Source organism: Mesorhizobium sp. M0938 (genome assembly GCF_040319125.1).
In the GTDB taxonomy this organism is placed as follows: domain Bacteria; phylum Pseudomonadota; class Alphaproteobacteria; order Rhizobiales; family Rhizobiaceae; genus Mesorhizobium; species Mesorhizobium robiniae.
This window is the reverse complement of record NZ_JAMYNS010000024.1, coordinates 45,433-70,270: the sequence shown is the minus strand read 5'-3', so window position 1 is coordinate 70,270 and position 24,838 is coordinate 45,433. Positions and strand designations below refer to the sequence as shown.

Here is a 24,838-nt window from a genome sequence, read left to right as displayed (position 1 = left end):
GGGGGGGGGCTGTGGGCCCCCCCCATCAAAAACCGGGCGCGGGCGCTTTTTGTGCCGGGGGGGGGGGCGGCGGCGGGGCCCAAACCCGGGGGCGCCCCGCCGCCCCAACGCCAGCAGGCCGACCAGCACCGACAGCGCCGTGATCTGCGGCAGCACGCCGGGACCGAAGCTCGACAGGTCCTGATAGATCAGCGTCGGCAGCGTCAGATAGTTGACCGGCATTCCGAGCAAAGCGGGGATGCCGAAATTGCCGACTCCCGAAACGAAAGCAAGTGCCGCTGCGGCTACGATATACGGACGCACGACCGGCAGGACGATGGTCCATAACACGGATAACGGCCTGGCGCCGGAGGCCCTGGCAGCCTCGACGAGATCGCGAGGGATCCGGGAAAGCCCGGCCCGCAGCGTGATGAAGACGATCGGTGCATGCTGGACGGCGTAAAGTAGGATGATGCCGTTGCGGCCAAGCATTGGATTGGGGGTTCCCGGTGGTGGCGCCATGCCGACCATGCCGAGAAGCGTGCTGGACGGGCCAAACAGATGCAGCCACGACAAAGCGGTAACCTGCGGCGCGATCATCAGCGGCAGCAAAAGCAGGAAACCGAGAGGCTTTCGTCCGGGCAGGTCGGTCATCGTGACGGCGACGGCAAAGGGGCCGCCGAGGCAGACCGCCAGCACGGCGCCGAAAAACGCGGTGTCCAGCGTGTGCCACATCGCCCGCAGGGCGGCGGGCTTGGCCAGGCGTTCGGCGAATGCGCCGAAATCGAGCTCACCGCCCGGCGCAACGGCCGCGACGAGAAGCCTGACCATCGGTAGCAGACTGAGCAGAGCGATGACCAGCAGGACGGCGAGCGCCGACGCCCGAAACCCAGGCGTGGTTCGCACCCCCAACATACGCCCGCGTCGCGCCGACACACGTTGCCCTGGGAGGATGTCCTGCGCGGAAGACACCGCTGGCTGCTCAGCTGGCTACTGGCTCATCACGGCGCCGAACTTTTCCTTGTTGGCGGCGTCGTTGGCGAGTGCGGCGGCTGCATCGTAGCTCAGCACCTTGATCGACGAGCGGTCGGGATAGCCGGCCGGCAGGGCAATGTCGGCGCGTGCCGGAATATAGCCCATCTTGGCGGCGGCCTCCTGGCCGTCCTTGGACAGCAGGAAATCGACGAAGGCTTTGGCAGCGTCGGGGTTCTTGGCCGTGGACAGGATAGCGACCGGCTCGGTGACGGCCGAGACGCCTTCCCTGGGGAAGACGAATTCGACGGGAGCGCCCTTGGCCTTTTCACGGATGGGCATGTAGTCGACGATCATGCCGAACAGCTTATCTCCGCCGCTGACGGCTTTCAGCACGTCGCCATTGCCGCCGCTTGCCTGGGCGCCGTTCTTGGCGAGCGCGCCGTAATAGTCCCAACCTTCCGGCAGATTGCCGGTCAGCGTCACGGTGTGGATCATCGCCGCACCCGAAGTCAGCGGGCTCGGCATCGCGACAAGGCCCTTCGCCTCCGGCTTGGTGAGGTCTTCCCAGCTCGCCGGCACGAAGGGCGCCTTGGTGTTGTAGATAATGCCGGTGGTGATCAGCTTGGTCGAGAAATAGGTCTTGTCCTTGTCGTAGAGGGCGGCCTCGATGCCGGAAACGTCAGCCTCGGGATAGGCGAGCAGCCGGCCTTCCTTCTTCAGGCCTTCCATGGTGACAACGTCGGCGATCAGAAGCACATCCGCCTGCGGCTGACCGGCCTCGATCTCAGCACGCAGCTTGGCCAGTATCTTCGGCGTTCCATCGCGCACCCATTCGACCTTGACTGCGGGGTACTTCGCCATGAACGCATCGACGGTGTGCTGCGCGTCGGTGTTGGGCTGGCTCGTGTAGACGACCAGCTTGCCGTCGGCAGCCGAAGCGCCTGCGACGGCGGATGCCAGAAACATGGCGGCGAGAATGATCTTGCGCATGGAAAACCCCACTTGGTGTGAAGAGACGGACCCGGCTAGGCGCCGGATGCGAGAACGCTCTCCCTAGCGCCGCAGGATAAACCTATTGTGACAGGCGGGGATCGGCAAGGATGGCAGGTTTTTCGCCGCCGCCTCGGACGATCCGGGGAACTTTTGCACGGCTGGCGATTTTGGATGTATGATAACGCTGAACGGCCAGAAGGTGATTGCCGATGACGACAAAACGCTTTGCGATCCGCGCTCTCGTTTTGGGGCTAGTCTGCTGCACGTCCGCCTCGGCCTTCGCTGGAAGTCGCGACCAACGGGCTGATCCTGAACGCTACGTTCCCGCTGAAGGCGACATCATCGACATCCTGTTCGGCGGCCCGCGCTACTATGACCAGCAGTTGTTCACGACAGCCGCAGGAGCCTGCTCCTACCACCGGGTCGGGCCCGACGCGAATGCGTTGAACAAGATCAACGATCATCATTGCGGCAAGTAGGCGGTAGCCTCAGCGATCGCCAATCTCCTTCATCCGCCCGATGATCTCCGCCATCAGTGCGAGATCACGGCGTGAATCCGCGAGGTCCATCAGCGGCTTCGTGCCGTCCGTGATATGGCGGTGGAAAATCTCCAACTCGTTGGAGAAAGCGTCGCCATAGAGCGGCCCGAACGTCCTAGTCACCGGTCCGAGCGGTCCGGCTTCCGTCACTTCGAGCCGCGTCGGCAGGCTGCGGATATAGGGCGTATCGTAGATGATGCGGACCCGCTTGCTGTTCGAGCGCACCTCGATCATGGCGTCGAACAGGCCGAGATCGTCGACCACCGCGTCATACTGGCAGGCGAAATGGCCGTAGTCGAAGGTCACTGAGGTGTTGGCGCCGCCATTGGTGCGGTGCGCGGCGAGCACGCGGACCGGTTCGCCGATGAGCCCGCGCATCGCCGAAATATGGTGCGAGGAGAGCGCGGTCAGGCCGCGATAGGCGCGCACGAGATCGGCGGGTGCATCGGCGCCCACGACTTCACGGATCAGCGCGTCGCGCTCCTTGACGCCACGCTCCAGCAGCGCCGGGTCAATGTCGGTGGGGTAAAGGATATTCTGACTTTTCTTCAGGAAATGCCGGCCCTCGGAGATCAGGTCGAAGATGCGCACATGCGTGATGTCGGCAGCGTCGGGCAGTTCGTCCTTCGCCGCCAGATAGGCCGGCGCATAGCGGCGCATATAGCCGACGAAGATCGTCTTGGCGTAGTTCGTCGTCAGCGCCAGCAATTCGTCGATCTCGCGGACCGTCAGGCAAGCCGGCTTTTCCAGGAGGATGTGCTTGTCGGCTGCTACGGCGGCGCGGACGAAACGGCTGTGGGTGTCATCGGACGACAGCACGAAGACCGCATCGATGTCGGGGGAATTGATCAGCGCTTCGGCCGTTTCGAAGGCCGTGGCGGTTGGATATTCGGATGTGCAGAGCGCCACCAGGCTCGGAGAGACGTCATAGACGCCCGCTATCACCCAGCGGTCGCGCTGGTCGGCCAAGACAGGCAGATGGATCGATTGCGCGACCTCGCCAAGACCCACAAGTCCGACACGGATTATCGCCACTCGCAAACTCCCTTTTTGCAACAATCAGTTCGTGACAGGCCGGCCGGATCGGCGGCCTCTAGGCCGCCCCGGTTACAAGCGCGACGAGTTCGTTGCCGGTGGTTTCCGACGAACGCACGGTCGCCACCATCCGTCCCGCCCGCATCACCCAGATCTGGTCGGACAGCCGCCGCACCTGATCGAAATTGTGGCTGACCAGGATGACGCTCACCGCCTGCTCGCGCAAGCGCCGGATCAGCGCCTCGACATTGGCGGTTTCCTGTACGCCGAGCGCCGCCGTCGGCTCGTCCATCACCACCAGCTTGGCGCCGGAGCCAGCGGCGCGACAGATCGAGATCGCCTGCCGCTGCCCGCCCGACAGACGCCGCACGCGCTGGTTGACCGAAGGCATGTTGATCGACAGGCGCGACAGCATGGCGCGCGCCTGCTCTCGCATCGCCTTGCGATCGAGCAGGGCGATGGGCCCGATCCGGCGCACGATCTCGCGGTTGAGGAACAGGTTCTGCGCCACCGTCAGTTCGTCGATCAGCGCCAGGTTCTGGTGCACCGTCTCGATGCCGGCCTTGCGTGCCTCGTCGGGATTGGCGAAGGGACGCGGCCGACCGTCGAACAAGATCTGGCCGCCATCCGGCACATGCACGCCGACCAGGCAGCGGATCAGCGTCGATTTGCCGGCGCCATTGTCGCCGATGACCGCGGTGACCTCGCCGCGGCGGGCCTGGAAGGCGACGTCGGTGAAGGCGCGGATGCCGCCGAAATGCTTGCTCAATCCCTCGCAGGCCAGGATCGCGTCGGATGGCGGGATATGATGGACGGCGCTCATTTCTGGTACCGCATGATCAGGGCGGCCAGCACCACGATGGCACCTACGGCGAGCGGCTGGTAGAAGGCCGAAACGCTGAGTAGCGTCAGTCCGTTGACCAGCGCGGTGAGCATCAGCGCGCCGATCGCCGGCCCAAGAATGCTGGCGCGGCCGCCGAATAGGCTGACGCCGCCGAGAACCACCGCCGCCACCGAATTGAGCAGAAGGCTGGTGTTGATCTGCGGTTCGGCCGAGCCGATGCGCGCCACCAGAAGCAGCGAGGCAATGCCGGCGCAGAAGCCCGAAATCGTATAGGCGGCGATCTTGACTCGGTTGGTGCGGATGCCGAGCGCGCCGGCGCTTTCGACCTGGCCGCCGGTGGCCAGCAGATGCACGCCGAAGCGGGTGTGGTAGAGCGCGATATGCGCGACGATGACGGCTGCGATCGCCACCCAGACGGGATAGCCGAACGGTCCGAAGGAGCCGGAGGCGAGCTTGAGCAGGAAGGTCGAGCCGACCATCGTCGGCTCACCGCCCGACAGGATGAGGCCGAGGCCGGTGACGCCCGAAAGCGTGCCGAGCGTCACAACGAAGTCGGGAATTTTGCCGGCTGTAATGAGAACGCCGTTGAGGAAGCCCACCGCACTGGTGGCAAGAACAGCCAGCACACAGGCGAGGAAGATGCCGTAGCCGGCGGCGTTGACGAGGCCGAGGATGATTGCCCCCAGCATGACAGCTGCGGCTAGCGAAAGATCAATGCCGGCGGTCGCCACGACGAAGGTCTGGCCGATCGACAGCACGACTAGGATCGCCGCCGCCAGGAGCAGGGCCTGCAAATTGGCGACGCTGAGAAAGACTGGCTGACTGAGGCCGAAGACGATGACGAGGCCGACCAGGCCGACGACGGAGGCCCAGTCGGCCCAGAAGGACGGATCAAGGAGGAGAGCCGACAGGGAGGGGCGGCTCTCCTCCGCCGCGCCCGCGGAATGCACGGGCGCGTTTTGTTCAGGCGTGTTCACTTCAACATCTCGCGGAAAGGATCGGGATAGTCGCCGCCTGGGCGCGGGAAATTCTTCAACGAGGCTTCGGCATTGTCCTTGTTGATCAGCAACACCGGCGCCGGCACGTTGGCGGGCAGTTCCTTGCCCAAAGCCGCCGCCTTGCAGGCCTCCACGCCCATGGCGCCGACGACATAGGGATATTGGGCGACGGTGGCGGAGAGTTCGCCTGATGCAACCGATTTCAGCGCATCGACGATGCCGTCAAGGCCGATCACCTTGACGTCCTTGCCCGAGGTCTGGACGGCGCGCTGTACGCCGAGCGCCATGATGTCGTTGGCGGCGAAGAAGCCGGCGAGATCGGGATGCGCGGCGAGGATATCGGTGGCCGCGGTCAGGGCCTTCTCGCGGTCCCAGTCGGCGCTAACCATCACCACGACTTCGAGCTTGCCTTCGACGGCCTGCTTGAAGCCCTTGATGCGGGCGTTCGAGCCGACGTCGCCAACGATGCCGGCCACCAGCGCGACCTTGGAGCCTGCAGGAACCAGCTTCAGCATCTCCTCGCCGGCCAGCACGCCGGCGGCCACATTGTCGGTGCCGATATAGGTCGAGATGGCAAAGCCGGCCGCCTTGGCCTGCTCGGCGTCGATGGTGCTGTCGATGTTGACGATCGGCTTCTTCTTCTGAGCGACCGGAACCAGCGCCTGGACGAGGTTGGAAACACTGATCGGATTAACCAGGTAGCAATCGAAATCCTGCATGGCCATGGCGGTCAGGCGATCGGCCTGCCCGGTGGCGTCGCCCATATTGGCGGCCGCCTGGACGGTTACGCCAACGCCGTCGGCCTTGGCCTGCTCTTCGATGCCCTGGTGCATGTACTGAAAGAAGGGATTGTCGAGGCCCTTGACGATGGCCGCGACCTTCGCCGCGTCTTCGGCATGGGCCGGCATTGAAAGTGCGGTTGCAAACAGACCTGCGCCAAGCGTCAGGCGATTGAACATGCGCATGTTCTTCCTCCTCCTAATTGTTGGTTGCGTTGTATCCGGCTCGTTTCTCGACGACCGGAGCGCCTGTGCGGGGCGCGGCAACGGCCGGCCTGGCGCTTGCGACGGCAGGCAACCGAGCAATGGTCGATCGCCATACGGCTTGCAGATTATGGGCCTGGGTCAGGCCACTTTTCGTATCAGGCATTTCTCCTCCCAGAGTGCTGACCGATACAGGTCAGCATTTCCGCATGTTTTAGAAAAATTTAACACGCGTCAAGATTTAAAATGGTGTGCAGCGGCTTTTGATGTGCTGCGGTGCAGCACATCGATCTCGCTGGAAGGGCGGCTCACACGGAATGCAAAGGCGTCAGCGCCGGTCCATCCGTGCGAAACAGGTGGCAAAGCGACGGAGCGACGTCGAGCGCGATCGGGCTGTGCAGCGGTGTCGTATCACCGCCTTCGGTTTGCACCACCAGCATGATGTCGGGCGTGACCTCAACATGCAGGATGGTCAGGCTGCCCAGCCGCTCCGCCAGCGCGGCTTGTCCCTTGAAGCGGCCATCGGCAGAAATGCGCAGATGCTCCGGCCGCATCCCGAGCAGCAGTTCGTCGCCAGCCTTGACCGCGCCCGCTTCGACCGGCACGGCCAAAGTCTGTCCGCCGGGCAAGCTCACGGAGACGCCTTCGGATCCAACCGAAGCTACTTTCAGCCGCAAAAGGTTCATCTTCGGCGAACCGATGAAGCCGGCGACGAAGATGTTTGCCGGCTTGTTATAGAGATCGAGCGGCGAGCCGACTTGTTCGATCGAGCCGCCGTTCAGCACGACGATCTTGTCGGCCATGGTCATGGCCTCGGTCTGGTCATGGGTGACATAGATCATCGTCGCATTGAGTTGCTCGTGCAGCCGCATAAGCTCCAGCCGCATGCTCACCCGCAAGGCGGCATCGAGATTGGACAGCGGCTCATCGAACAGGAAAATTTTGGGGTTGCGCACGATAGCGCGGCCGATGGCGACACGCTGGCGCTGGCCGCCCGAAAGCGCCTTCGGCCGCCGGTCGAGGAGATGCGTAAGCTGCAGCACCTCGGCGGCCTCTCGCACCTTGCGCTCCTTTTCGGCAGCGGAGACGCCGGCGATCTTCAGCGCAAAGCCCATATTCTCGGCCACCGTCATGTGCGGGTAGAGCGCGTAGGACTGGAACACCATGGCCAGTCCCCGCTCGGACGGATCGATGTCGTTGGCGCGCACGCCATCGATCAGCAAGTCGCCGGCAGTGATCTTTTCCAGGCCGGCGATCATGCGCAGCAGCGTGGACTTGCCGCAGCCGGATGGGCCAACGAAGACAACGAATTCGCGGTCCTCGACGTCGAGGTCAAGGCCCTTGATAATCTCGACGGATCCGTAGGATTTGCGCGCGCCGCGCAGCTTGAGTTCAGCCATGGCTTGCCTCCCTGGCACGCTTGCTCGCGCCATTGTCTTCGTCTTGCGCGATCGCCAGCGGCGCGCCCGGTTCCCCCTCCCACAGGATAAGGCTTGCCGCGCCGATCAGCCCGGCCCGGTCGCCGAGCTCCGCCGGCACGATCGGCACGTCGCGATAGGCCGGCATCGCCCGCTGCTCGATGGTGGCCCGGATCTCTGGCGCCAGCAGGTCGAAGCCATTGGCGAGGCCGCCGCCCATGACGATCAGGTCCGGCGAATAGAGATGAAGCAGGTTGGTGAAGCCGATGCCGAGCCACCTGGCTTCCGCCTCGATCAGTTCGAGCGCACTGACATCGCCGGCGCGCGCGGCCTCGACGACGTGCCTGGCCGAGACGTCGCCATCGCCGGAGAAGCGCCGAAGCAGGGAGCCGTCGCCGGGTGCGGTCAGCCGCGTGGCACGGCGTCCGAGCGCGGTGCCCGATGCGACGGCCTCGAAGCAGCCGACGGCGCCGCAGAAACAGCGGTCGCCTTCGCCGGTGATGGTCATGTGGCCGATCTCGGCCGCCAGGCCGCGCCGGCCGTGATAGATATGGCCGTCGGCAACCACGCCGCCGCCAATGCCGGTCGACACGGTGACGAAGACCAGCGAGCCACTGCCACGGCCGGCGCCGAGGCGCCATTCGCCGAGAGCCGCCGCATTGGCGTCGTTCTCCAGCCGCACCGGCAGGCCGAATTGGCGGCCGAGAATGTCGATCAACGGCACGTCGTGCCAGCCGGCCAGGGTCGGCGGGCCGATGACGATCCCCGCTTTGGGATCGAGCGGTCCCGGCGCGCACATGCCGATGCCGGCGACCTTTGCCTGCGGGTGCTCCGCCAGCAGGGTTCCAGCCAGGGCAATAATCTGGCCGATCACTGCTTCCGATCCCGCGCCCGCCATCGTCGGGGCCGAAACACGGGCGGCAACGCGGCCACCGCGCTCGACCAGCGCGCCACGCAGCTCCGTGCCGCCGAGATCGAAGGCAAGCGCAAGTTTTGTCATCAGGCAGCGACCTTCAACCCGTGCAGCCAGGCCATGCGCTGCGCAAGGTCGGGGTCACCGAAAGCCAGCGATCCCAGCACCACGGTCTCGGCGCCGGCGGCGCGCAGGCGCGGCACCGTTTCGTGGCGGATGCCGCCATCGGCGGCCAGGATGATGTCGGCTTCGCGTCCTGCCTTTTTCATGAGCGCGCGTGCCTCGATCAAACGGGGGCAGGCCTGCTCGGAAAGGCTCTGGCCTTTGACGCCAATGGAGGTGCCGAGCAGCGTCACGAACGCCACTTGCGACAGGAATGGCGTGACCGCCGCGACCGGCGTCTCCAGCCTGAGCACCACGCCGGCCTCGGCGCCGAGCTCATGCGCCAGCCGAGCGGCGCGCAGGCCGGCCTCGCCGTTTTCGGCATGGACGCTGATCAGGTCGGCACCGGCCTCGATGAACTGGCGCGTCTGCTCCTCGACGATCTCGGCTTCGACCATCAAATGCACATGGATCGGCTTTGTCGTCAGCCTGGCGATCCGCGCCACCAGGTCTGGGAAGAACAGGAAGCCGGGGGTGAAGCGGGCATCGGCGACGTCGATGTGGTGGAGGTCGACATAGGGATCGATGCGCTTCAGGTCGCGCTCCATATTGGCAAGGTCGGCCGACCAAAGCGAAAACTCGCCGAGCAGCCGGTTGCGCGGCAAGGCGGCGATGGCAGCGGGGCCGGATAGGGATTTGGTGGTCATGAGGGAATGAGGCTCCGGAAATTGGCGTGGGCGTGAAGGAAGGCGGTGATCTCGGCCTGCAACTCGGCGAAATGCCTGACGCTGTCGAGCGCCTTGGCAGGGATTTCGACAAAGGTCGCGCCGGGAATGGTGGCGGCCAATTTGTGGGCGACCGACAAGGGATGCACTGCATCCACGGCGTTGCCGACAACCAGCGTGGGAACGCCAAGGCCAGCGACGTCACTTTCTGAGACTCCTGGCCCGTCGGCGGAGATGTCGGCGAGGATCTGCGCGAACGATGCCGAATCCGGCCGGTCGAAAAAACCCAGCAGCGAGACGAGATTGTCAGGCGCCTGGCGCTTGAGGCGTACAGCCGTCTGCGATTGCGCGAAGATCGTTCTTGCCTTGTCGGGGCCGTGACCGAGGATGAGGCTGGCGACCTCGGCGTTCGGTTGCATGTTTGCCGGCGCGCTGCCGAAAATCCAGGCTGGACGCACGAGTAGCAGGCCGGCCACGCGGTCCGGGTGCCGGCAGGCGAGGCGCAAGGCGATCGCGGCGCCCATCGAAATGCCGCCGGCGACGAAACGGTCGAGCCCGGCCTGATCGGCGGCGGCAACAACATCGTCCGCGAACATCTCCAGGGAAAACGGACGGCGGCCGCCGAGTTCTGAAGCACCGTGCCCACGGCATTCCAGGGTGAGACGCCGGATGCCGGGGCCGGCGGGGAAAGCCTGGGCGGCCTGCGCCTCGCTGCCGCCCAAACCGTGCTGGAACACGACCGCCAAACCGTCGCCGGTGTCGGAAACGCGCAGCATGGCGTCATCGCGCAGCAAGGTGGTCGGGCGTGCCATCAGGCCAACCCCTTCAGGAAACGAGCAACGCCGGGCGCTTCTGCGGCCGAAAGTCCGTGCGTCACCAGCGGCCCGTCAAAGCCCGACGCCTTGAGGCGAGCGACGAAATCCGCGAAATCGACGACGCCACGGCCGGCGGTGGCGAAGCGGCCGTCGGCGGAGCGGTCCTTGGCGTGCGCCATGGCGACATGGCCGGCCGTGCGCTCGACAGCGTCGGCTATGATGGCGCGAGCGTCCGCAGCACTCGCGTGTTCGAACAGGTTCGCCGGATCGAGCACGATGCGCAGCCGCTTCGAGCCCATTTCGGCAATGAGGCGCATGGCGTCCCCGGCCGAGGTGACGATGTTGGCCTGCTCGGGTTCGATGCCGAGGTCGACACTGTGACGTTCCGCCAACTCAAGCGCCTTTCCCATCTCGGCCGCCATGTCGGCCCATGCCGAGGGATCGCCATTGTCGGGGTGGTGCGCCCACTGGTCGTCGCGGTTACGCGTTCCCGTGCACAGCGTGACCAGCGGAACGGAAAGATCCGCTGCGGCTTCGATGATGACGGCAAGCCGGCGCAGTCCGTCGTCGCGCACCGCTTTGTCGGGGTGCGCCATGTTGTAGGTGCCGGAGAGCGCCACAAGGGTGACGCCGGTGGCGTCGGATGCGGCCGCGATGGAGCGGATGGCGTCGCCGGGCACCGCATCCGGCATCGATGGCAGGCCGGCGCAGGCAAGATTGAACTGGGTGACGGCAAATCCGGCGTCGCGCACCGCCGCCAGCACGCCGGCCGGTTCACTGCCTGGGAAGGTCTTGGCGAACACCCCGACCTGCATCAGACCGCTCCCGTCACGCTGGCGATCTCGACGCGCTCGCCGCTCTCGACCGAGCGGGCGATCGCCACCATGGCGCGGATCGAGGCAAGGCCGTCCTCGACGTTGGCGCCGCGCAGCGGCTTGCCGTCGAGGATTGTCTCAGCTAGGCCTTCGAGCTGGCGTCTGAAGAAATGGCCGTCAGCGCCAAGCGGCTTGCGCGACGTTGCGTCCTTCTCGTGGAAAATGTCGACCTCGCTCGCGCGAAAATACCAGGGGTTGAAGGTCTTGGCGATCACCGAGCCGTTCTGGCCATAGAGTTGAAAACCCTCGTGCCAGTCCATGCGCACGGCCACGGTGAGGTCGAGATGGCCAAGCGCACCATTGGCGAATTCTGTTTCGACGAACCAGCAATAGGCGCCGAAGCGCTCATTGAGGCGCGCGCGTACAGCGGTGATCTCGCCGCACAGAAAGCGCGCCGTGTCGACGAGATGCGAGCCATGCGCGAGCATGAAATATTGCCTGAGATCAGCCTTCGGGTTGCCGGCCGGCTTCCTCGCCAGCTTGCTGGTGACGGGCAGCGGCTGGACTGCGTCGGTGTTGGTGTAGCGGTGCGTGGAATCGCAATACCAGGCCTTCAGCGCCAGGATCTCGCCCATCTCGTCGCGGACGAAATCGCGCGCCGCCTCCAGCGCCGGATCGAAGCGCTTCATATGGCCGATCTGCAGCACCTTGCCGGTGCGCCTGACCGCATCGGCGAGCATCTCACCTTCCTCGACCGAGACGCCGATCGGCTTTTCGCATAGAACATGCTTGCCGGCTTCCAGTGCCTTGATCGACATCGGCACGTGATAGGCGTCCGAGGTCGCCACGATCACCGCTTCCAGTTCAGGGTCGGCCAGCATGGCGTCGTAGTCGCCATACATCTTCTCAGGTTCATAGGTCGCGCCCATGCGGGCCAGAAGATCGGGCGCGGCATCGCAGATCGCATACAGGTCGGCATTGGCGGCCTTTACGCAGGATTCCAGATGGGCGAATTGCGCGATCGGCCCGCAGCCGAGCACGCCGACACGAAGGCGACGGTCTTGCTTCCTGATCATGATCTTGTCCTCACGCGCCGTAGCCGCGCATGGTCTGGCGGTTGGTCTTGACCGCGGCGGCCGGATCGGCGGCGGCGGTCTCGGATTCCTCCTCCAGCACCAGCCAACCGTTGAAGTAGTGCGCGGCACCGGCGATCTCGATCACCTTTGCCGTGTCGCATACGCCCTTGCCGAGCATCGCCCAGGTGCCTCTGGCGTCGACGTCCTTGAGATGCACATAGCGGATGCGGTCGCGGTAGGTGGTGAGCGTGTCGGCCATGTCCGCGTGGCCGCGCAAGATGTGGCCGGTGTCGGGCACCCAGCCGACCAGCGATGGATCGATTAACGCGAAAATGCGGTCATAGTCGGCGCGGTCGAACAGCAGCGTGTTGTGATGGGAACTGGGATGAACGGCGACATCGACGCCGGCCTTGCGCCCGAGTTCGCCCGCCTTGTTGTAGACCTCCGCCGCGATGGCGAACTTGTCGTCGCGCGGGCCGTCGGACACCACCGTGGCCGAGCCCATCGACACCAGCGCGCCTGGAAAGGCAGCGGCAAAATCGATCCAGCGTTGCGCGGTCTCAAGGTCAGCGCCGATGCTCTCCTTCAGCGTGAAGCCGCTTTCCGAGCCGAAGGCAAACGAGACGAGAGTGAGACCGGATGACTTCAGCGCGGCGGCGAACTCCGCCGGCTTGCCGGCATAGCGGCCGATCATCGTGTCGGTGATCTCGATGCCGGCATAGCCGCCGTCGGCGATCGCCTTGATGAGGTCGTCCGGACCGCCGGCAAAACGGTCTCCGAGCATTTCCCAGGTAAAGGTCTGGCAGCCGACTTTCAGGTCTTTCACGATCGTCCTTTCATTCCTTGATGCCGCTCATTCTTTGATGCCACCTTGGGTCAGCCCTTCGATAATGTGGCGCTGGAAGAACAACACCAGCACGATCAAAGGAACGGTGACGACGGCCGAAGCTGCGGCGATGTCGCCCCAGGGCACGTAATATTGGTTGGTGAAATTGGCGATGCCGACGGGGATCGTCTGGCGATCGATGTTGGAGGTGAAGGCGAGCGCGAACAGGAATTCGTTCCAGGCGGTGATGAAGGCGAGCAGGCCAGTGGTCACCAGGCTCGGCAGCGACATTGGCAGGATGATGTGCCAGAGCAGGCCGGGAATGCTGACGCCGTCCATGCGCGCCGCTTCGTCGATCTCGCGCGGCAGCGTCTCGAAATAGCCGAACAGCACCCAGGTGACGAGTGGCAGGCCGAGCGCAAGGTAGGTGATGATCAGCGCCGTATAGGTATCGAGCAGGCCGAGATTGGTAGCGACTAGATAGAGCGGCCCGACCAGCGCGATCTGCGGGAACATCGACACCGAAAGGATGACCATCAGGATGCCGAAACGGCCTTTGACGTTGAGCCTGGACAGCGCGAAGGCGGCCAGCGACCCGACGAAGAGGCACAGGAACGTCGTCGCCAGCGAGACCACCAGCGAGTTCCAGACATAGCGGTGAAGCTCTTTCTCGATGAAGGCGTTGTAGTAGTGCTCGAGCGTAAAGGGATCGGGGATCAGCGATGGTGAGCCTGACGTCAGCGCCTTGTCGAGCTGGAACGAGGTCGAGAACTGCCAGATGAATGGGCCGCCGGACCAGACCAGGATCAGCAGGGCGCCGAAATAGATCGCGATCGTCTGCAGCGGTGAGCGTGTGTCGTTCATTGCGCCCTCCTGATCTGCCTGATGAGATAGAGGCAGAACGCCAGTGCGATGATGCCTTCGGTGACGAACATGGCCGTCGAAACGGCCGAGCCATAGCCGAATTGCAGCGTCGAGAAGAGCACCTTGTAGGAGAGTGTCGACAGCGTCTCGGTCGAATCAGCCGGGCCGCCGCCGGTCAGCACATAGACGAGGTCGAAGACGCGAAAAGCGTCGAGCGCGCGAAACAGACCGGCGATCAGCAAGGTCGGCATGAGCAGCGGCAGGCGGATATACCAGAATGTGATCCAGCCTTTCGCGCCATCCATGCGCGCCGCCTCGATCAGCGAATTGGGCACGGTCTGCAGTCCAGTCAAAAGTAGCAGCGCCATGAACGGCGTCGTCTTCCAGACGTCGGCGATGATGATGGTGGTCATCGCCGTGTCGGGAGAGCCGTACCAGTTGACCTTCTGGTCGATCAGCCCGGCATGCAGGAGAATGTAATTGATGATGCCGTTCTGGCCGTCGAACAGCCAGCCAAACATTTTCGAGGTGACGACGGTCGGCATCGCCCAGGGAACCAGCATGGCCGCGCGGACGAGCCCGCGGCCTTTAAAAGCCTCGCACAGGATGAGCGCCATGCCGAGCCCGATGACGGTCTCCAGTATCGTAGAAGCCGTGGTGAACCACATTGTGTGCCACCAGGCATTCCAGAATTGGGCGTCGCCCCAGAGCTGCACATAGTTGGAGAAACCCGAGAACTCGTTCTCCTGGGTGATCAGCGAGGTGTTGGTGAGCGAGAGATAAAGCCCGTTGATAATCGGGTAGAACGAAACCGACGCCAGGGACACGAAGGCCGGCGTCAGCAGGAGCAAGGCCCAGACGGCGCCCGGAAGCGCCTTGCCAAGCCGCGGCCGGCCAATGCCGGAAACAGTGGCCGCCGCGGACATTGGTTAGCCGACGATCGTGTTGATTTGCGTGGCCAGCGCGTCCATCTCGGCCTGGACGTTGCCAGAAACGAGCGCCTTGGAGATGCCGGACTGCAAGGCCAGCGTCACCTTCGCATATTCGGGCGTGATCGGCCGTGCCGTTGCACCGGTGAACACCTTTTCGAGGCTCGCCATGAATGGCTGTTCGGTCTTGATCTTCTCGTCCTGGAACAGTGCCGGGCGCGTTGGCGCGAGGCCGAAGTTTAGGGCGATGCGATGCTGGGTTTCGGTCGACGACAGCCAGGTCAGCAGCTCGATCGCGGCTTCGCGCTGCTTCGAGTTGGCGTTGACGCCGAGCTGGTAGCCGCCGAGACAGGCCGAGCTCTTGCCGCCGGGGAAGGACGGCAGCGGCGCGACACCGACCTTGTCCACCACCTGGGAGGCCTTGGCATCCTGGGCGATCGGATAGACATAGGACCAGTTGCGCATGAACATCGCCTTGCCCGAGGTGAACGGCTGGCGCGAAGGCTCTTCGTCCCAGGACAGCACGTCCTGCGGGCTGATCTTGGTGGTGTTGATGGTATCGTGAAGGAACTGGATCGCGTCCACTGCCGCCTTCTGGTTGATCAGTGACGACTTGCCGTCAGGCGCAAGGATCGCGCCGTTGTTGGAGGTGATGATCTCGACCGCGTCGCAGACCAGAACCTCGGCCTGCTTGCCTTGCCAGAGATAGCCGAAATCGACATCGCCGGCCTTCTGCGCGGCGGCGGCGATGGTCGCCATGTCGGCCCAGTTTTCCGGCACCTTGCCGCCATGCTTTTCCAGCACGTCCTTGCGGTAATAGAACATGCCCGAATCCATGAACCAGGGAAGGGCGGTCAGCTTGCCGTCATAGGTACAGGCGTTGAGGGTTCCGGAGAAGTAGGCGCTGCGCTTGTCCGCCGGAAAGTACTCGTCGAGCGGCAGTGCCCAGCCGGCGGCAGCAAAGCCGGCGATCCAGATCACGTCCTGGCTGAAGACGTCGGGCGTGCCGGTACGGCGGGCGAGCTGCTGGACGAGGCCCTGGTAGACTTCCGTCGAGGAACTCGGCGGCGGCAGCTCGATGTTCTTGACCAGAACGCGGTCCTGCGATTCGTTGAAGGCCTTGATCAGGTCGCCGAAGGTCTCTTTGCCGAAGAAGGCGGCGCTGGCAAAGCTGATTTCGGCCCGCGATTGCGCGCGCGCCCGGCGAACGCCCAGTCCAGTACCGAGCCCAAGTGTCGCCGCACCCAGCAGCCCGGCGCTGCCGATGAGAAACTGCCGGCGGTCGGCGATCGTCACATGCGCCGCAGGCTTCGAGCCGGCAACCGGCCCTTTTTTGATGTCAGTCATTTTCTCCTCCTTGCGCTGGCAGCCTCCCAGCCAGCATTTCCGCATGTTCCATAAAAATTTTACGCGCGTCAATATTTAAAATACTGTAAAGCGGCCTTCGAATGTGATCCGTTGCTGGTGCAATGGGTCAACCAGAGCGTTGCGACGTCGGAAGGTGGAATAGAAAATGCCAGGAAAATCAGCGGCTAAGCTCGGCATCGGCGTTGTCGGGTGCGGCAACATCTCGATGACTTATTTGCGCAATGCGGCTCTGTTCGGCGAGGTCGAACTGCGCGCCTGCGCCGATATATCGCCCGACATGGCGGCCCTTCGTGCCAGCGAATACGGCATCCGGGCTCTCAGCGTCGACGCGCTTCTGGCCGATCCGGAGATCGACCTCGTCCTCAACCTGACCATTCCGGCGGCGCATTTCGACATTTCGCTTTCGGCACTGTCGGCGGGCAAGCATGTCTTCACCGAAAAGCCGCTGGCGACCTCGGCTAGAGACGGTCGCCGCCTTGTCGCCGAGGCGGCGGAGCGCCGGCTGCTGCTCGGCTCAGCCCCCGATACTTTCCTCGGCGCCGCCGGACGGCGAGCACGCCGCCTGATGGACGAGGGCGCGATCGGCGGCGCGGTGACCGGCACCGCCTTCATGATGGGTCGCGGCATGGAGCACTGGCATCCCAATCCGCAATTCTACTATCAGCCCGGCGGTGGCCCGGTCTTTGACATGGGACCCTATTACCTGACGATGCTTGTCAATCTGCTCGGGCCGGTGGCCCGCGTGATGGCGATGGCGACGCGGGGCCAGGAAGAGCGTCTGATCACCGCCGAAGGCCCGTACAAGAATACCAGTTTCAAGGTCGGCACGCCGACCAACGTCCTGTCGCTGCTGGAGTTCCGCTCGGGCGCCACCGTCACTTTCGGTGCCTCGTGGGATGTCTTCAGGCACTCCAACTACCCAATCGAACTGCATGGGACCGAAGGCTCGCTCAGGCTGCCCGATCCGGACACGTTCGGCGGTACCGTCTCGTTGTCGGAACGTGGGGCCGACTGGGCCGACTTTCCCAGCGATAGCGAGCTTTACGGTGCGCGCAATTGGCCCTTCGCTGCGCCAGACCGCGCGAATTACCGCATGCTCGGCGTCGCCGATCTTGCGCGGGCGCTGGCGACGGGCAGAAAGCCCCGGGCGTCAGGCGATCTCGCCCTCCATGTGCTGGAGATCATGGAGGCGATCCTCGCATCGGGGGAGAGCCGCGAGTCGACTGCCGTCAGCGCAACGGTCGATCAGCCGCCGCTCCTCCAGGAAGACGAAGCGGCCAGCCTGCTTGCCTGATACAGGAGGGCTTACAATGACGACATCGCTCTCGCCCTTGCTCGATCCAGAGGCCAGGCATGTGCTCGACCTCGACCGGCAGGCGGCTGCCCCGCCATTCGAGGCTGGCACGCCCGAAGAGGCGCGCCGCGCCTATGATCTGAGCTTTCCCGAACTGCAAGGCGAGCGCGAGCCGGTCGTTTCGCTGACCGAGCGCGTCATTGCCAGGCCCGGCGGTCCGCTGAAGCTCAGGATTTATCGCGGGCAAGGGGCGGCCACGACGGGTGCTCCTGCGCTGCTCTATCTGCATGGCGGCGGCTGGGTGATCGGCAATCTCGACTCCCATGACGAGATCTGCCGGTGGCTTGCCAACATGGCGGCCTGCGTCGTCGTCTCGCTCGGCTACCGGCTGGCGCCGGAACACAAATTTCCGGCCGCCATCGAAGATTGCCGCGCCGCACTCTCCTTCATGCAAGATGGCGCGGGCGATCTCGGTATCGACCCGAGAAGGATCGCTGCAGCAGGCGACAGCGCCGGCGGCAATCTCGCCGCCGTGCTTTGCCTGCTCGCGCGCGGCGACAAGAACCCGCCGGCCGCGCAACTCCTGTTCTATCCGAACACGGATGCCTCGCAGGCGGCGGACAGCTATCGCCGCTTTGCCGAGGGCTATGGTTTGACTTCGGCGACCATGGCCTGGTTCCGCGACCACTATATCAGGGATGCCATGGATATCGACGACTGGCGCGTGTCGCCGCTCAGGGCCGCAAGCCTTGCCGGCATAGCACCGGCGTTTGTCGCAATCGCCGGTCATGACATTCTCGCCGACGAAGGCGAGGCCTATGCCAAGCGTCTGCTGGATGACGGTGTGCCGGTCGTCCTGCGGCGCTGGCCCGGCCAGATCCATGGCTTCGTCTCGATGGGCCGCCATGGTCCGGCGGCGCGGCAAGCGGTCGGCGCAGCGGTTGCCGCATGGCGCGGCTTCGATCCAGCCTTTGCTAACACTCAGGCCGACTGACGCATGACCAGGGTCGCGTCGAGACTGACCTTGGCGGCAACTGCCGCGTCGCCCTCGTCCAGCAAGGCCAGCAGCGTCTCGACGCTGCGTCCCGCCATCGAAGCGAAGTCCTGCGCCATTGTGGTGAGGGCAGGGCAGGTATAGCGGCTCAGCGGATGATCGTCATGGGCCGCGACCCGCAGATCGCAATCGCCCTTGCGGCCGACCTTGCGGCCTCGCGAGTAGGCAGCAGCCATCACGCCGAAGGCGAGACGGTCGTTGGCGCACAGGATGGTCTTACCTGGCAGGCCGCCGTTACCGAGCATCTTTTCCGTCTGCTCGTAGCCGATCCGCTCGAAATCCCACGTATAATCTTCGGTGTTGCCGATGACGACAGGCTCATGGCCGAGTCGCTGCATGGTGGCGATATAGCTGTTCACTCGTTCTGGCGAGTTGTGGTTGACATGCGGAATGTCGAAATAGACCGGAGCATCGCCGGAACGGCAGAGATAATCGACGATCGTCGAAACGCTCTGGGCATTGTTGTTGCCGACGAATGGCGTGTCGCCCTCGAGATAGCTGTCGAAATAGACGATCGGTATCGCCTGCGTCAGCTTCTCCAAAGTGCGATGGTCGGAGCGCAGGCCGAGCGGCGCGATCAGCGCGCCGGAAACTTTTAGCGAAAGTATGGTTCGCGTCGCTTCCACTTCGAGCTCGCGCGAGCCATGCGAGGAGATCACGATCGGCCAGTAGCCTTCGTCGCGCAGCCTGAGTTCGATGCGGCTGACCATCTCGGAATAGAAGGGATCGGCGACCGTCGGCACCACGATGCCGATGCTGCGGGTCCGCTTGCGGTTCAGGTTGCGCGCAAAGAGATTGGGCTGGTAGTCGGACGAGCGCAGCGCCACCTCGATCCGCTGACGTGTCGCCGGCTTGACGCTGGTCGGATCATCAAAATATTTCGACAGCGTTGGCCGGGAAACGCCGCAAGAGCGGGCGAAATCCTCCATCGTCTTATGCGTCATCGGCAGTGATCCCTCGCGCCGTTCCTCAGCGCTGCCCGGTTCCTACATAAGGTGCGCCAGCGTGCAACCGCAAGTCGAAACTTTACATACAATTCCAACGGTTTCCATGCGTAAATTTATTATTTGACGCGAAAAAGCACAAGCCGTATTCATGTGCAGTGGGTGAATTCGAAATTCGTATCACCCGGAACGTGCTCGCGCGGTTTATCCAAGCGAGGCCGGGCGAACGCCGGGAGGAATTCCGCGAAATGAAAAAGCTGGTCAGCGCCGGGGAGATACTCGTCGAGATCATGGCCGAGCGGATCGGCCAGAGCTTTCTCGAGCCTGGTCCGCTGCTTGGACCCTACCCGTCCGGAGCGCCCGCCATCTTCATAGGCCAGGCGGCGGCGCTCGGCCAGCCGGCCGGCCTTATCGGCGCCGTCGGCGACGATGATTTCGGCAGGCTGAATATCGAGCGGCTGCGGGCACTGGGCGCCGACGTGTCGGCGATCGCGGTTCACAGGGGCCATGCGACGGGTACGGCCTTCGTCACCTACCGGGCCGACGCCAGCCGGCATTTCGTCTTCAACATCCGCAACAGTGCCTCCAGCCTGATCGAGACCGACGGGGCGGCAACAAAGCTGCTCGCCGGTGCCGATCACATCCATGTCATGGGCTCGTCGCTGTTTTCCGACCGCGCCATCGAGGTGACCTTGTCGGCGATCGAGGCGGTGAAGGCGAGCGGCGGAACCGTGTCCTTCGATCCGAACATCCGCCGGGAGATCATGGAGGCTTCCGGCATGCGCACGGCGCTCGACCATGTGCTGGCGCGAGCCGACATCTTCCTGCCGAGCGGCGAGGAGCTCTTCCTGTTTTCATCCGCCAAGGACGAGAACGGCGCGGTCGAGGAATTGCTGAACCGTGGCCTGTCCTGCATCGTCCTGAAGAAAGGCGCCGCAGGCGCCACCTATCATGATCGCCACGGCACGGTCACCTCGCCCGGCTTTGCCGTCGTCGAGGTCGATCCGACGGGTGCGGGCGACTGCTTCGGCGCTGCCTTCGTCTCGTTCTGGTTGCGCGGGGCGGCTCCCGCAGACGCATTGCGGATTGCCAACGCCTGCGGTGCGCTCGCCGTCACCCGCAAGGGGCCGATGGAGGGCATTTTCCCGATTGAAGCGGTCGAGGCTTTCATCGCCACAGGGAACAGCGCGCAATGAGTGCCGCAACGCGAAGGTTTGCGAATATTGCGGCCAGGCGCACTGCCGGCGAGAGAAGCGGCATCGCCTCGGTCTGCTCGGCGCATCCGCTGGTGATCGAAGCCACCCTGCGCCATGGTGCGGCGCGCCATGCAGATGTGTTGATCGAGGCCACCTGCAATCAGGTCAACCACGAGGGTGGCTACACCGGGATGACGCCGTCCGACTTCCGCAGCTTCGTCGAGGCGCACGCGCAGAAAGCGGGTTTCCCGATTGATCGCCTGATCCTCGGCGGCGATCATCTTGGACCCAATCCGTGGAAACACATGGCTGCCGCCGCCGCCATGAAGAACGCCGCGGTGATGATCGATGCTTATGCGAGCGCCGGCTTCACCAAGATGCATCTGGACACGAGCATGGCCTGCGCCGACGATCCAGCCGTGCTCGCCGATGAAACCATTGCCGCCCGCGCGGCCGAACTTGCTGAAATCGCCGAGGCGGCGGTCGAGCGCGCCGGCGGCGAAAAGCCCGTCTATATCATCGGCACCGAAGTGCCGGTGCCGGGCGGCGCTCTGGAAGCGCTCGACCATATGCATGTGACCGAGCCCAGCGACGCCTTGCGCACCGTCGAGATTCACGCTCGAGCGTTTTCCCGCGCCGGCCTCGATGACGTTTTTGCCCGAGCGATCGGCGTCGTCGTCCAGCCCGGCGTCGAGTTCGGCAATACTGAGGTTGTCTCTTATGCGCCGGAAAAGGCGACGGGACTGGTGGCGGTGCTCGACCGCATGCCGCAATTCGTTTTTGAGGCGCATTCGACCGACTACCAGCCAACAGAGGCGCTTACCGCTCTCGTTCGCGACGGTTTTGCCATCCTCAAGGTCGGCCCCTGGTTGACCTTTGCGCTTCGCGAGGCGCTGTACGGGCTCAGCCACATCGCCGATGTGCTCGCGCCGGACCCTTCGCGCGAAAGCCTGCCCGCCGCGATGGAACGCATCATGCTGGCGTCGCCGGACAATTGGCAGAAATACTATCCAGGCACGCCGGACAAGCAGCGCGTGCAGCGGCATTTTTCGTTCAGCGACCGCATCCGCTATTACTGGCCGACGCCGGAGGCGCAAGGCGCCACGCAAAAGCTATTGGATGTGCTGGGCGAGAAGGATATTCCCCGACCTCTGATCAGTCAGTATCTGGGGCAGCTCGACGCCGAAATTGCAGAAGGCCGGGTCAAACCGTTCGCGCACAACCTTCTGATTGGCAGCATCACCCGTGTTCTCGACATCTACGCGGACGCGACGGGGGGTGGCGTCGTTTCGAAAAGGACGCCGCTATCATCACGCTAACATGTTAGCCTGATGACAGCGCATCGAGGCCGGCGTGTTCCGCAGCGCCGGCGGGCTGATCGTGCCGCTGCCGGAAGACGTTCGCTCGGCTGATGCTGCAGGACGCGAACTTGTCTATGGCATCCGCCCCGAACATATCCGTGCAACCGCCGAGGGGACGCCAGGCACGGTCACGCTTCTGGAAGCCAAGGGTTCGGAAATCTTTGCCAAGGTCGACTGCGCCGGCGAGGAAATCTTCCGCCTTTTCCGCGAACGGCTGCCGCTCAAGCAGGGCGCGCCGGTGCGGATCGAGATCGATCGCGCATGTGCCCACCTCTTCGACGCGAAAACCGGTCGGTGTATCTGATCGGCGCGGCCGCAACCGCGCAAGACCGGCTATAAGCAAGACGAGGCTGATGCGGATGCTCGCGACGCTGTCGGTCGCGTCCTTCGTGATCGCCCGAGTGTCCGTGGACCGGGGCCGAAATAGCATGGCGGCCGCCGATGCCACGCTGGCCCTAATTCGACGGCGGCTATGCGGAGTACGCGTTGCTGAAGTCGCTGCTGATCCCGGCCACACCCCCACGTACCGCGCTCTTGATACACCGGAATCATCCTCTACTTACTTCCGCGGGCGCCCTGGTCGTAAGTTTGCCTGGGGGCAACGGCGGTTGCGCCGTTCTGACTGCATGCCGCGGAAAGACGGTGGGACCGACGCGCTTATGGAGGCCGTCGTGCGTCAATTCCCTAGATCCAGTTGGATATCTTTCGCATTCGCTTGCGCTATCGCGGTAGCTTGCGCAGGAACTGCAGCTGGCGCCAAGAGCGGCGGAGGGCATGGCGCTGGCGGCCAGCACGGCGGAGGCCATGGCGCTGGCAACCACAATGGCGGAGGTGCTGGCGGCCATCACGGTGAAGGCCGAAAAGGTGGCGCGCGCAAAGGAGTTGGCGCCAATCCTAGCGGCTCACCGGTGGACGTGAACGAGACCAGCACTGCGGCCGCCACTGCCGTCAATGTCGACCTGTCCGTAGAGGCCGGACAGTCGCTCGGGCTCCCGTCCGCGCTCCGTCCTTCTGACAAGAGTCCATCAACCGCCAGTCCAAGCAAAACGCTGCCGGGCGTCCCGAATGAAGTCGTTCGCGCCTGCCGCGATGCAATCGAGGTGGCCGCCGCCCCGTTTGGCGCGACCAGTGTGCGCGTCAGCAGCGCAGGCTTCATACGTCAGTTGAGCCCAGATATGATCTCGGCTCCCATCAAGGTCAGCATTGACTATGGAAGGCGAAGCAAAGTGGAGACGCGGCAGGCGCCGATCAAATGCGAATTGAACGCGAAAGGCAGAGTGACGGGGCTGATATAGCGAATCGCGCAACTCGCCGGCGAAAGCAGGAGGTATTGCAAGAGGGCGCAAGGCAGTGATCTCAAGGAGCCTGGCGTGCAACAGGAGAACTGCGCAGTCCGTTCACTCCAACGTCACGTATCTTGGCCTGAGGGAATTGGGAAGCGGGATGGAACGCACCCGGGCAACCCGCGACGGGTTGCGAACCTTGTTGCGGGCAGTCTTCTGGCTGACAGCCTTCACCTGGCCGGTAGCGGCTGCTGCGCGGCCAGAGCGCGGCTTCCGCGGCTGCTCCATCTGCGCGCTGCGACGCTCAGCCTTGAGCCTGTCATTATCCGCGCGCGCTGCCGCCAGTTCGCGGGCAAGGGAAACAGTGGCGTCACGCTGTTTGTCCAGCGCCTCCTTCAGCCTGGCGATCTGTACCAAAAGTACGCGGGCGGCGTCGCGCTCGAGGCGAGCTTTGTTGTCGAGGTCTTCATGGGTCGAGACTAGCGCAGCGCGTTCTCGTGCCAGAGCCTGCGCTGTCTCGGCTGCGGTCTGCTCGGCACGCTCTCTCGCTGCGACTGCTCCGGTTCGTTCCTGCTCAGCCGCGTCCGCGCGCTTCACGAGCGCGGCATTGGCCAGTTTCATTTCGGCGAGATCGCCACGAAGGTCCTCTGATTTCCGGCGCTCGTCTTCGAGCTTTCCGTTCGCTTGCGCCAGCGAAGCCTTGGCCTTGTCGCGATCCTCGGCGGCCTCGGCCTCAAGCTGTTCAATCTGTACCCGTCCTCGCGATAGATCGCGCGTCAGCCGTTCGGTTCGCTGACGCTCCAGATGAGCAGCCGGCATCTCCGTAAGGACATAGTTGGTGGCTTCGCGCAGCAGCTCGCGGGCATCTCCGGCAATGCGCCGCAATCCGTCAAGTGCGCGCGCTGCCTCAAGCTCGTTGCGCAACTGTTCCTCGCGTGCCTTGTCGGCTGCTGCCAGGCTTGTCCTCAGAGAATTGATCTGCTTGTGCGACTCGAGAAGCGCTCTCTGCAAAGCGGCGCTCCTGGCGCGCTCGCCTTCTGTCACCCGGTGCTCCTGGCCGGCCGGTTCCCTCACAGCAGCTGCCTGAGCACCAGTTGCCCCCAATTGCGCTCGCGTAGCCGTAGGCTCCGGGCTGAGCAATTCGACACTCGTGCGCTCGTCTCCGTGGGCTGGTTGCTCTGGTGCAGCACTCGCCTGAAGCTCGAAGGGGCGCGAACGGTCTCGATAGACATAGCCTGAAGCCAGCGAAATGGCGGGGCCGCTTTCGACCCAGGTTTGTCTCGTCATCGCATAGCCAAGCGGCACGGCCAGACAGATGGCGGCAAGGCCCAAGCGGTACACAAGGCCGATCGGCCTTCCAACGCGAGGGGAGGCCGCAGTTTCGGCGGTCGGGCTTTGAGCCTTAACCTTGAAACCGCGACGCGCCGGACTGGCCAACTGAGCGACCTTGAGCGGGGAAGCCTTATGACGCAATTGGTCCCATGCTGACCCGCAAATCTGCTTCCCACG

The 24,838-nt window shown here is 64.2% G+C and carries 26 protein-coding genes; 8 read left to right on the top strand and 18 right to left on the bottom strand.

The features are described from left to right. Nucleotides 1-885: ABC transporter permease (locus NKH73_RS29365; RefSeq protein WP_352938263.1), on the bottom strand; the 885-nt coding region annotated here is incomplete at its 3' end. Nucleotides 886-969: 84 nt separating this feature from the next. After that, entirely contained in the window at nucleotides 970-1,944 is a 975-nt protein-coding gene (locus NKH73_RS29360) for an ABC transporter substrate-binding protein (RefSeq protein ID WP_352938261.1), read from the bottom strand. Nucleotides 1,945-2,156: 212 nt separating this feature from the next. Between NKH73_RS29360 and NKH73_RS29355 the strand changes: the two genes are divergently transcribed. Next, entirely contained in the window at nucleotides 2,157-2,426 is a 270-nt protein-coding gene (locus NKH73_RS29355) for a hypothetical protein (protein WP_352938259.1), read from the top strand. Between the two features lie 9 nt (nucleotides 2,427-2,435). On the opposite strand, the gene NKH73_RS29350 is transcribed toward NKH73_RS29355, so the two are convergent. The 14 genes from NKH73_RS29350 to NKH73_RS29285 form a co-directional block, all read right to left on the bottom strand. Beyond that, nucleotides 2,436-3,521 (bottom strand): Gfo/Idh/MocA family protein, encoded by a 1,086-nt coding sequence (locus NKH73_RS29350; RefSeq protein WP_352938256.1) that lies wholly within the window; start codon nucleotides 3,519-3,521, stop codon nucleotides 2,436-2,438. Between the two features lie 58 nt (nucleotides 3,522-3,579). After that, nucleotides 3,580-4,344 carry an ATP-binding cassette domain-containing protein gene (locus NKH73_RS29345; protein ID WP_352938254.1) on the bottom strand — a complete coding sequence of 255 codons (765 nt, stop codon included), beginning with the start codon at nucleotides 4,342-4,344 and terminating at the stop codon, nucleotides 3,580-3,582. Further along, a complete protein-coding gene (locus NKH73_RS29340) occupies nucleotides 4,341-5,342 on the bottom strand; it encodes an ABC transporter permease (protein WP_352938251.1) in 1,002 nt (333 codons plus the stop codon). The genes NKH73_RS29345 and NKH73_RS29340 overlap by 4 nt, the downstream gene beginning before the upstream one ends. Continuing rightward, on the bottom strand, nucleotides 5,339-6,328 hold the full coding sequence (locus tag NKH73_RS29335) for a sugar ABC transporter substrate-binding protein (RefSeq protein WP_352938248.1): 990 nt from the start codon (nucleotides 6,326-6,328) through the stop codon (nucleotides 5,339-5,341). The genes NKH73_RS29340 and NKH73_RS29335 overlap by 4 nt, the downstream gene beginning before the upstream one ends. A gap of 326 nt (nucleotides 6,329-6,654) precedes the next feature. Further along, complete coding sequence (locus NKH73_RS29330; RefSeq protein WP_352938245.1) at nucleotides 6,655-7,746, bottom strand: ABC transporter ATP-binding protein; 1,092 nt, start codon at nucleotides 7,744-7,746, stop codon at nucleotides 6,655-6,657. Continuing rightward, complete coding sequence (locus tag NKH73_RS29325; RefSeq protein ID WP_352938242.1) at nucleotides 7,739-8,764, bottom strand: ROK family protein; 1,026 nt, start codon at nucleotides 8,762-8,764, stop codon at nucleotides 7,739-7,741. Before NKH73_RS29325 ends, NKH73_RS29330 begins: the two co-directional genes overlap by 8 nt. Beyond that, nucleotides 8,764-9,486 carry a ribulose-phosphate 3-epimerase gene (locus NKH73_RS29320; RefSeq protein WP_352938239.1) on the bottom strand — a complete coding sequence of 241 codons (723 nt, stop codon included), beginning with the start codon at nucleotides 9,484-9,486 and terminating at the stop codon, nucleotides 8,764-8,766. The genes NKH73_RS29325 and NKH73_RS29320 overlap by 1 nt, the downstream gene beginning before the upstream one ends. Next, on the bottom strand, nucleotides 9,483-10,316 hold the full coding sequence (locus NKH73_RS29315) for an alpha/beta fold hydrolase (RefSeq protein ID WP_352938236.1): 834 nt from the start codon (nucleotides 10,314-10,316) through the stop codon (nucleotides 9,483-9,485). The genes NKH73_RS29320 and NKH73_RS29315 overlap by 4 nt, the downstream gene beginning before the upstream one ends. Continuing rightward, nucleotides 10,316-11,134 carry a sugar phosphate isomerase/epimerase family protein gene (locus tag NKH73_RS29310; RefSeq protein ID WP_352938233.1) on the bottom strand — a complete coding sequence of 273 codons (819 nt, stop codon included), beginning with the start codon at nucleotides 11,132-11,134 and terminating at the stop codon, nucleotides 10,316-10,318. The genes NKH73_RS29315 and NKH73_RS29310 overlap by 1 nt, the downstream gene beginning before the upstream one ends. Next, a complete protein-coding gene (locus NKH73_RS29305; RefSeq protein ID WP_352938229.1) occupies nucleotides 11,134-12,210 on the bottom strand; it encodes a Gfo/Idh/MocA family protein in 1,077 nt (358 codons plus the stop codon). The genes NKH73_RS29310 and NKH73_RS29305 overlap by 1 nt, the downstream gene beginning before the upstream one ends. Nucleotides 12,211-12,220: 10 nt before the next feature. Beyond that, complete coding sequence (locus NKH73_RS29300; RefSeq protein ID WP_352938272.1) at nucleotides 12,221-12,994, bottom strand: sugar phosphate isomerase/epimerase family protein; 774 nt, start codon at nucleotides 12,992-12,994, stop codon at nucleotides 12,221-12,223. Between the two features lie 69 nt (nucleotides 12,995-13,063). Next, nucleotides 13,064-13,900: a carbohydrate ABC transporter permease gene (locus tag NKH73_RS29295; protein WP_352938226.1), complete on the bottom strand. Its 837-nt coding sequence runs from the start codon at nucleotides 13,898-13,900 to the stop codon at nucleotides 13,064-13,066. Then, nucleotides 13,897-14,826, bottom strand: coding sequence for a carbohydrate ABC transporter permease (locus tag NKH73_RS29290; RefSeq protein ID WP_352938223.1), 930 nt, complete (start codon nucleotides 14,824-14,826; stop codon nucleotides 13,897-13,899). The genes NKH73_RS29295 and NKH73_RS29290 overlap by 4 nt, the downstream gene beginning before the upstream one ends. A 3-nt stretch (nucleotides 14,827-14,829) precedes the next feature. After that, nucleotides 14,830-16,176, bottom strand: a complete 1,347-nt coding sequence (locus NKH73_RS29285; protein WP_352938220.1) for an ABC transporter substrate-binding protein — start codon at nucleotides 16,174-16,176, stop codon at nucleotides 14,830-14,832. 166 nt (nucleotides 16,177-16,342) lie between these two features. On the opposite strand from NKH73_RS29285, the gene NKH73_RS29280 reads away from it, so the two are divergent. Both NKH73_RS29280 and NKH73_RS29275 read left to right on the top strand, forming a co-directional pair. Beyond that, nucleotides 16,343-17,491 carry a Gfo/Idh/MocA family protein gene (locus NKH73_RS29280; protein WP_352938217.1) on the top strand — a complete coding sequence of 383 codons (1,149 nt, stop codon included), beginning with the start codon at nucleotides 16,343-16,345 and terminating at the stop codon, nucleotides 17,489-17,491. 16 nt (nucleotides 17,492-17,507) lie between these two features. Next, complete coding sequence (locus tag NKH73_RS29275; RefSeq protein ID WP_352938214.1) at nucleotides 17,508-18,485, top strand: alpha/beta hydrolase; 978 nt, start codon at nucleotides 17,508-17,510, stop codon at nucleotides 18,483-18,485. Here the strand turns inward: NKH73_RS29275 and NKH73_RS29270 are convergent. Next, complete coding sequence (locus NKH73_RS29270) at nucleotides 18,473-19,489, bottom strand: LacI family DNA-binding transcriptional regulator (protein WP_352938211.1); 1,017 nt, start codon at nucleotides 19,487-19,489, stop codon at nucleotides 18,473-18,475. The genes NKH73_RS29275 and NKH73_RS29270 overlap by 13 nt on opposite strands. Before the next feature lie 248 nt (nucleotides 19,490-19,737). On the opposite strand from NKH73_RS29270, the gene NKH73_RS29265 reads away from it, so the two are divergent. The 5 genes from NKH73_RS29265 to NKH73_RS29245 all read left to right on the top strand — a co-directional run bounded on the left by NKH73_RS29265 (nucleotide 19,738) and on the right by NKH73_RS29245 (nucleotide 23,341). Continuing rightward, nucleotides 19,738-20,685 (top strand): sugar kinase, encoded by a 948-nt coding sequence (locus tag NKH73_RS29265; protein ID WP_352938208.1) that lies wholly within the window; start codon nucleotides 19,738-19,740, stop codon nucleotides 20,683-20,685. Continuing rightward, nucleotides 20,682-22,004, top strand: a complete 1,323-nt coding sequence (locus tag NKH73_RS29260) for a D-tagatose-bisphosphate aldolase, class II, non-catalytic subunit (protein WP_352938205.1) — start codon at nucleotides 20,682-20,684, stop codon at nucleotides 22,002-22,004. The genes NKH73_RS29265 and NKH73_RS29260 overlap by 4 nt, the downstream gene beginning before the upstream one ends. Nucleotides 22,005-22,038: 34 nt before the next feature. After that, on the top strand, nucleotides 22,039-22,350 hold the full coding sequence (locus tag NKH73_RS29255; protein WP_352938203.1) for a TOBE domain-containing protein: 312 nt from the start codon (nucleotides 22,039-22,041) through the stop codon (nucleotides 22,348-22,350). A gap of 470 nt (nucleotides 22,351-22,820) precedes the next feature. Beyond that, nucleotides 22,821-22,964, top strand: coding sequence for a hypothetical protein (locus NKH73_RS29250; protein ID WP_352938201.1), 144 nt, complete (start codon nucleotides 22,821-22,823; stop codon nucleotides 22,962-22,964). Further along, complete coding sequence (locus tag NKH73_RS29245) at nucleotides 22,961-23,341, top strand: hypothetical protein (RefSeq protein WP_352938198.1); 381 nt, start codon at nucleotides 22,961-22,963, stop codon at nucleotides 23,339-23,341. Before NKH73_RS29250 ends, NKH73_RS29245 begins: the two co-directional genes overlap by 4 nt. A gap of 102 nt (nucleotides 23,342-23,443) precedes the next feature. Here NKH73_RS29245 and NKH73_RS29240 read toward each other — a convergent pair whose 3' ends face one another. Beyond that, on the bottom strand, nucleotides 23,444-24,373 hold the full coding sequence (locus tag NKH73_RS29240) for a coiled-coil domain-containing protein (protein ID WP_352938196.1): 930 nt from the start codon (nucleotides 24,371-24,373) through the stop codon (nucleotides 23,444-23,446). Nucleotides 24,374-24,838 lie beyond the last annotated feature (465 nt).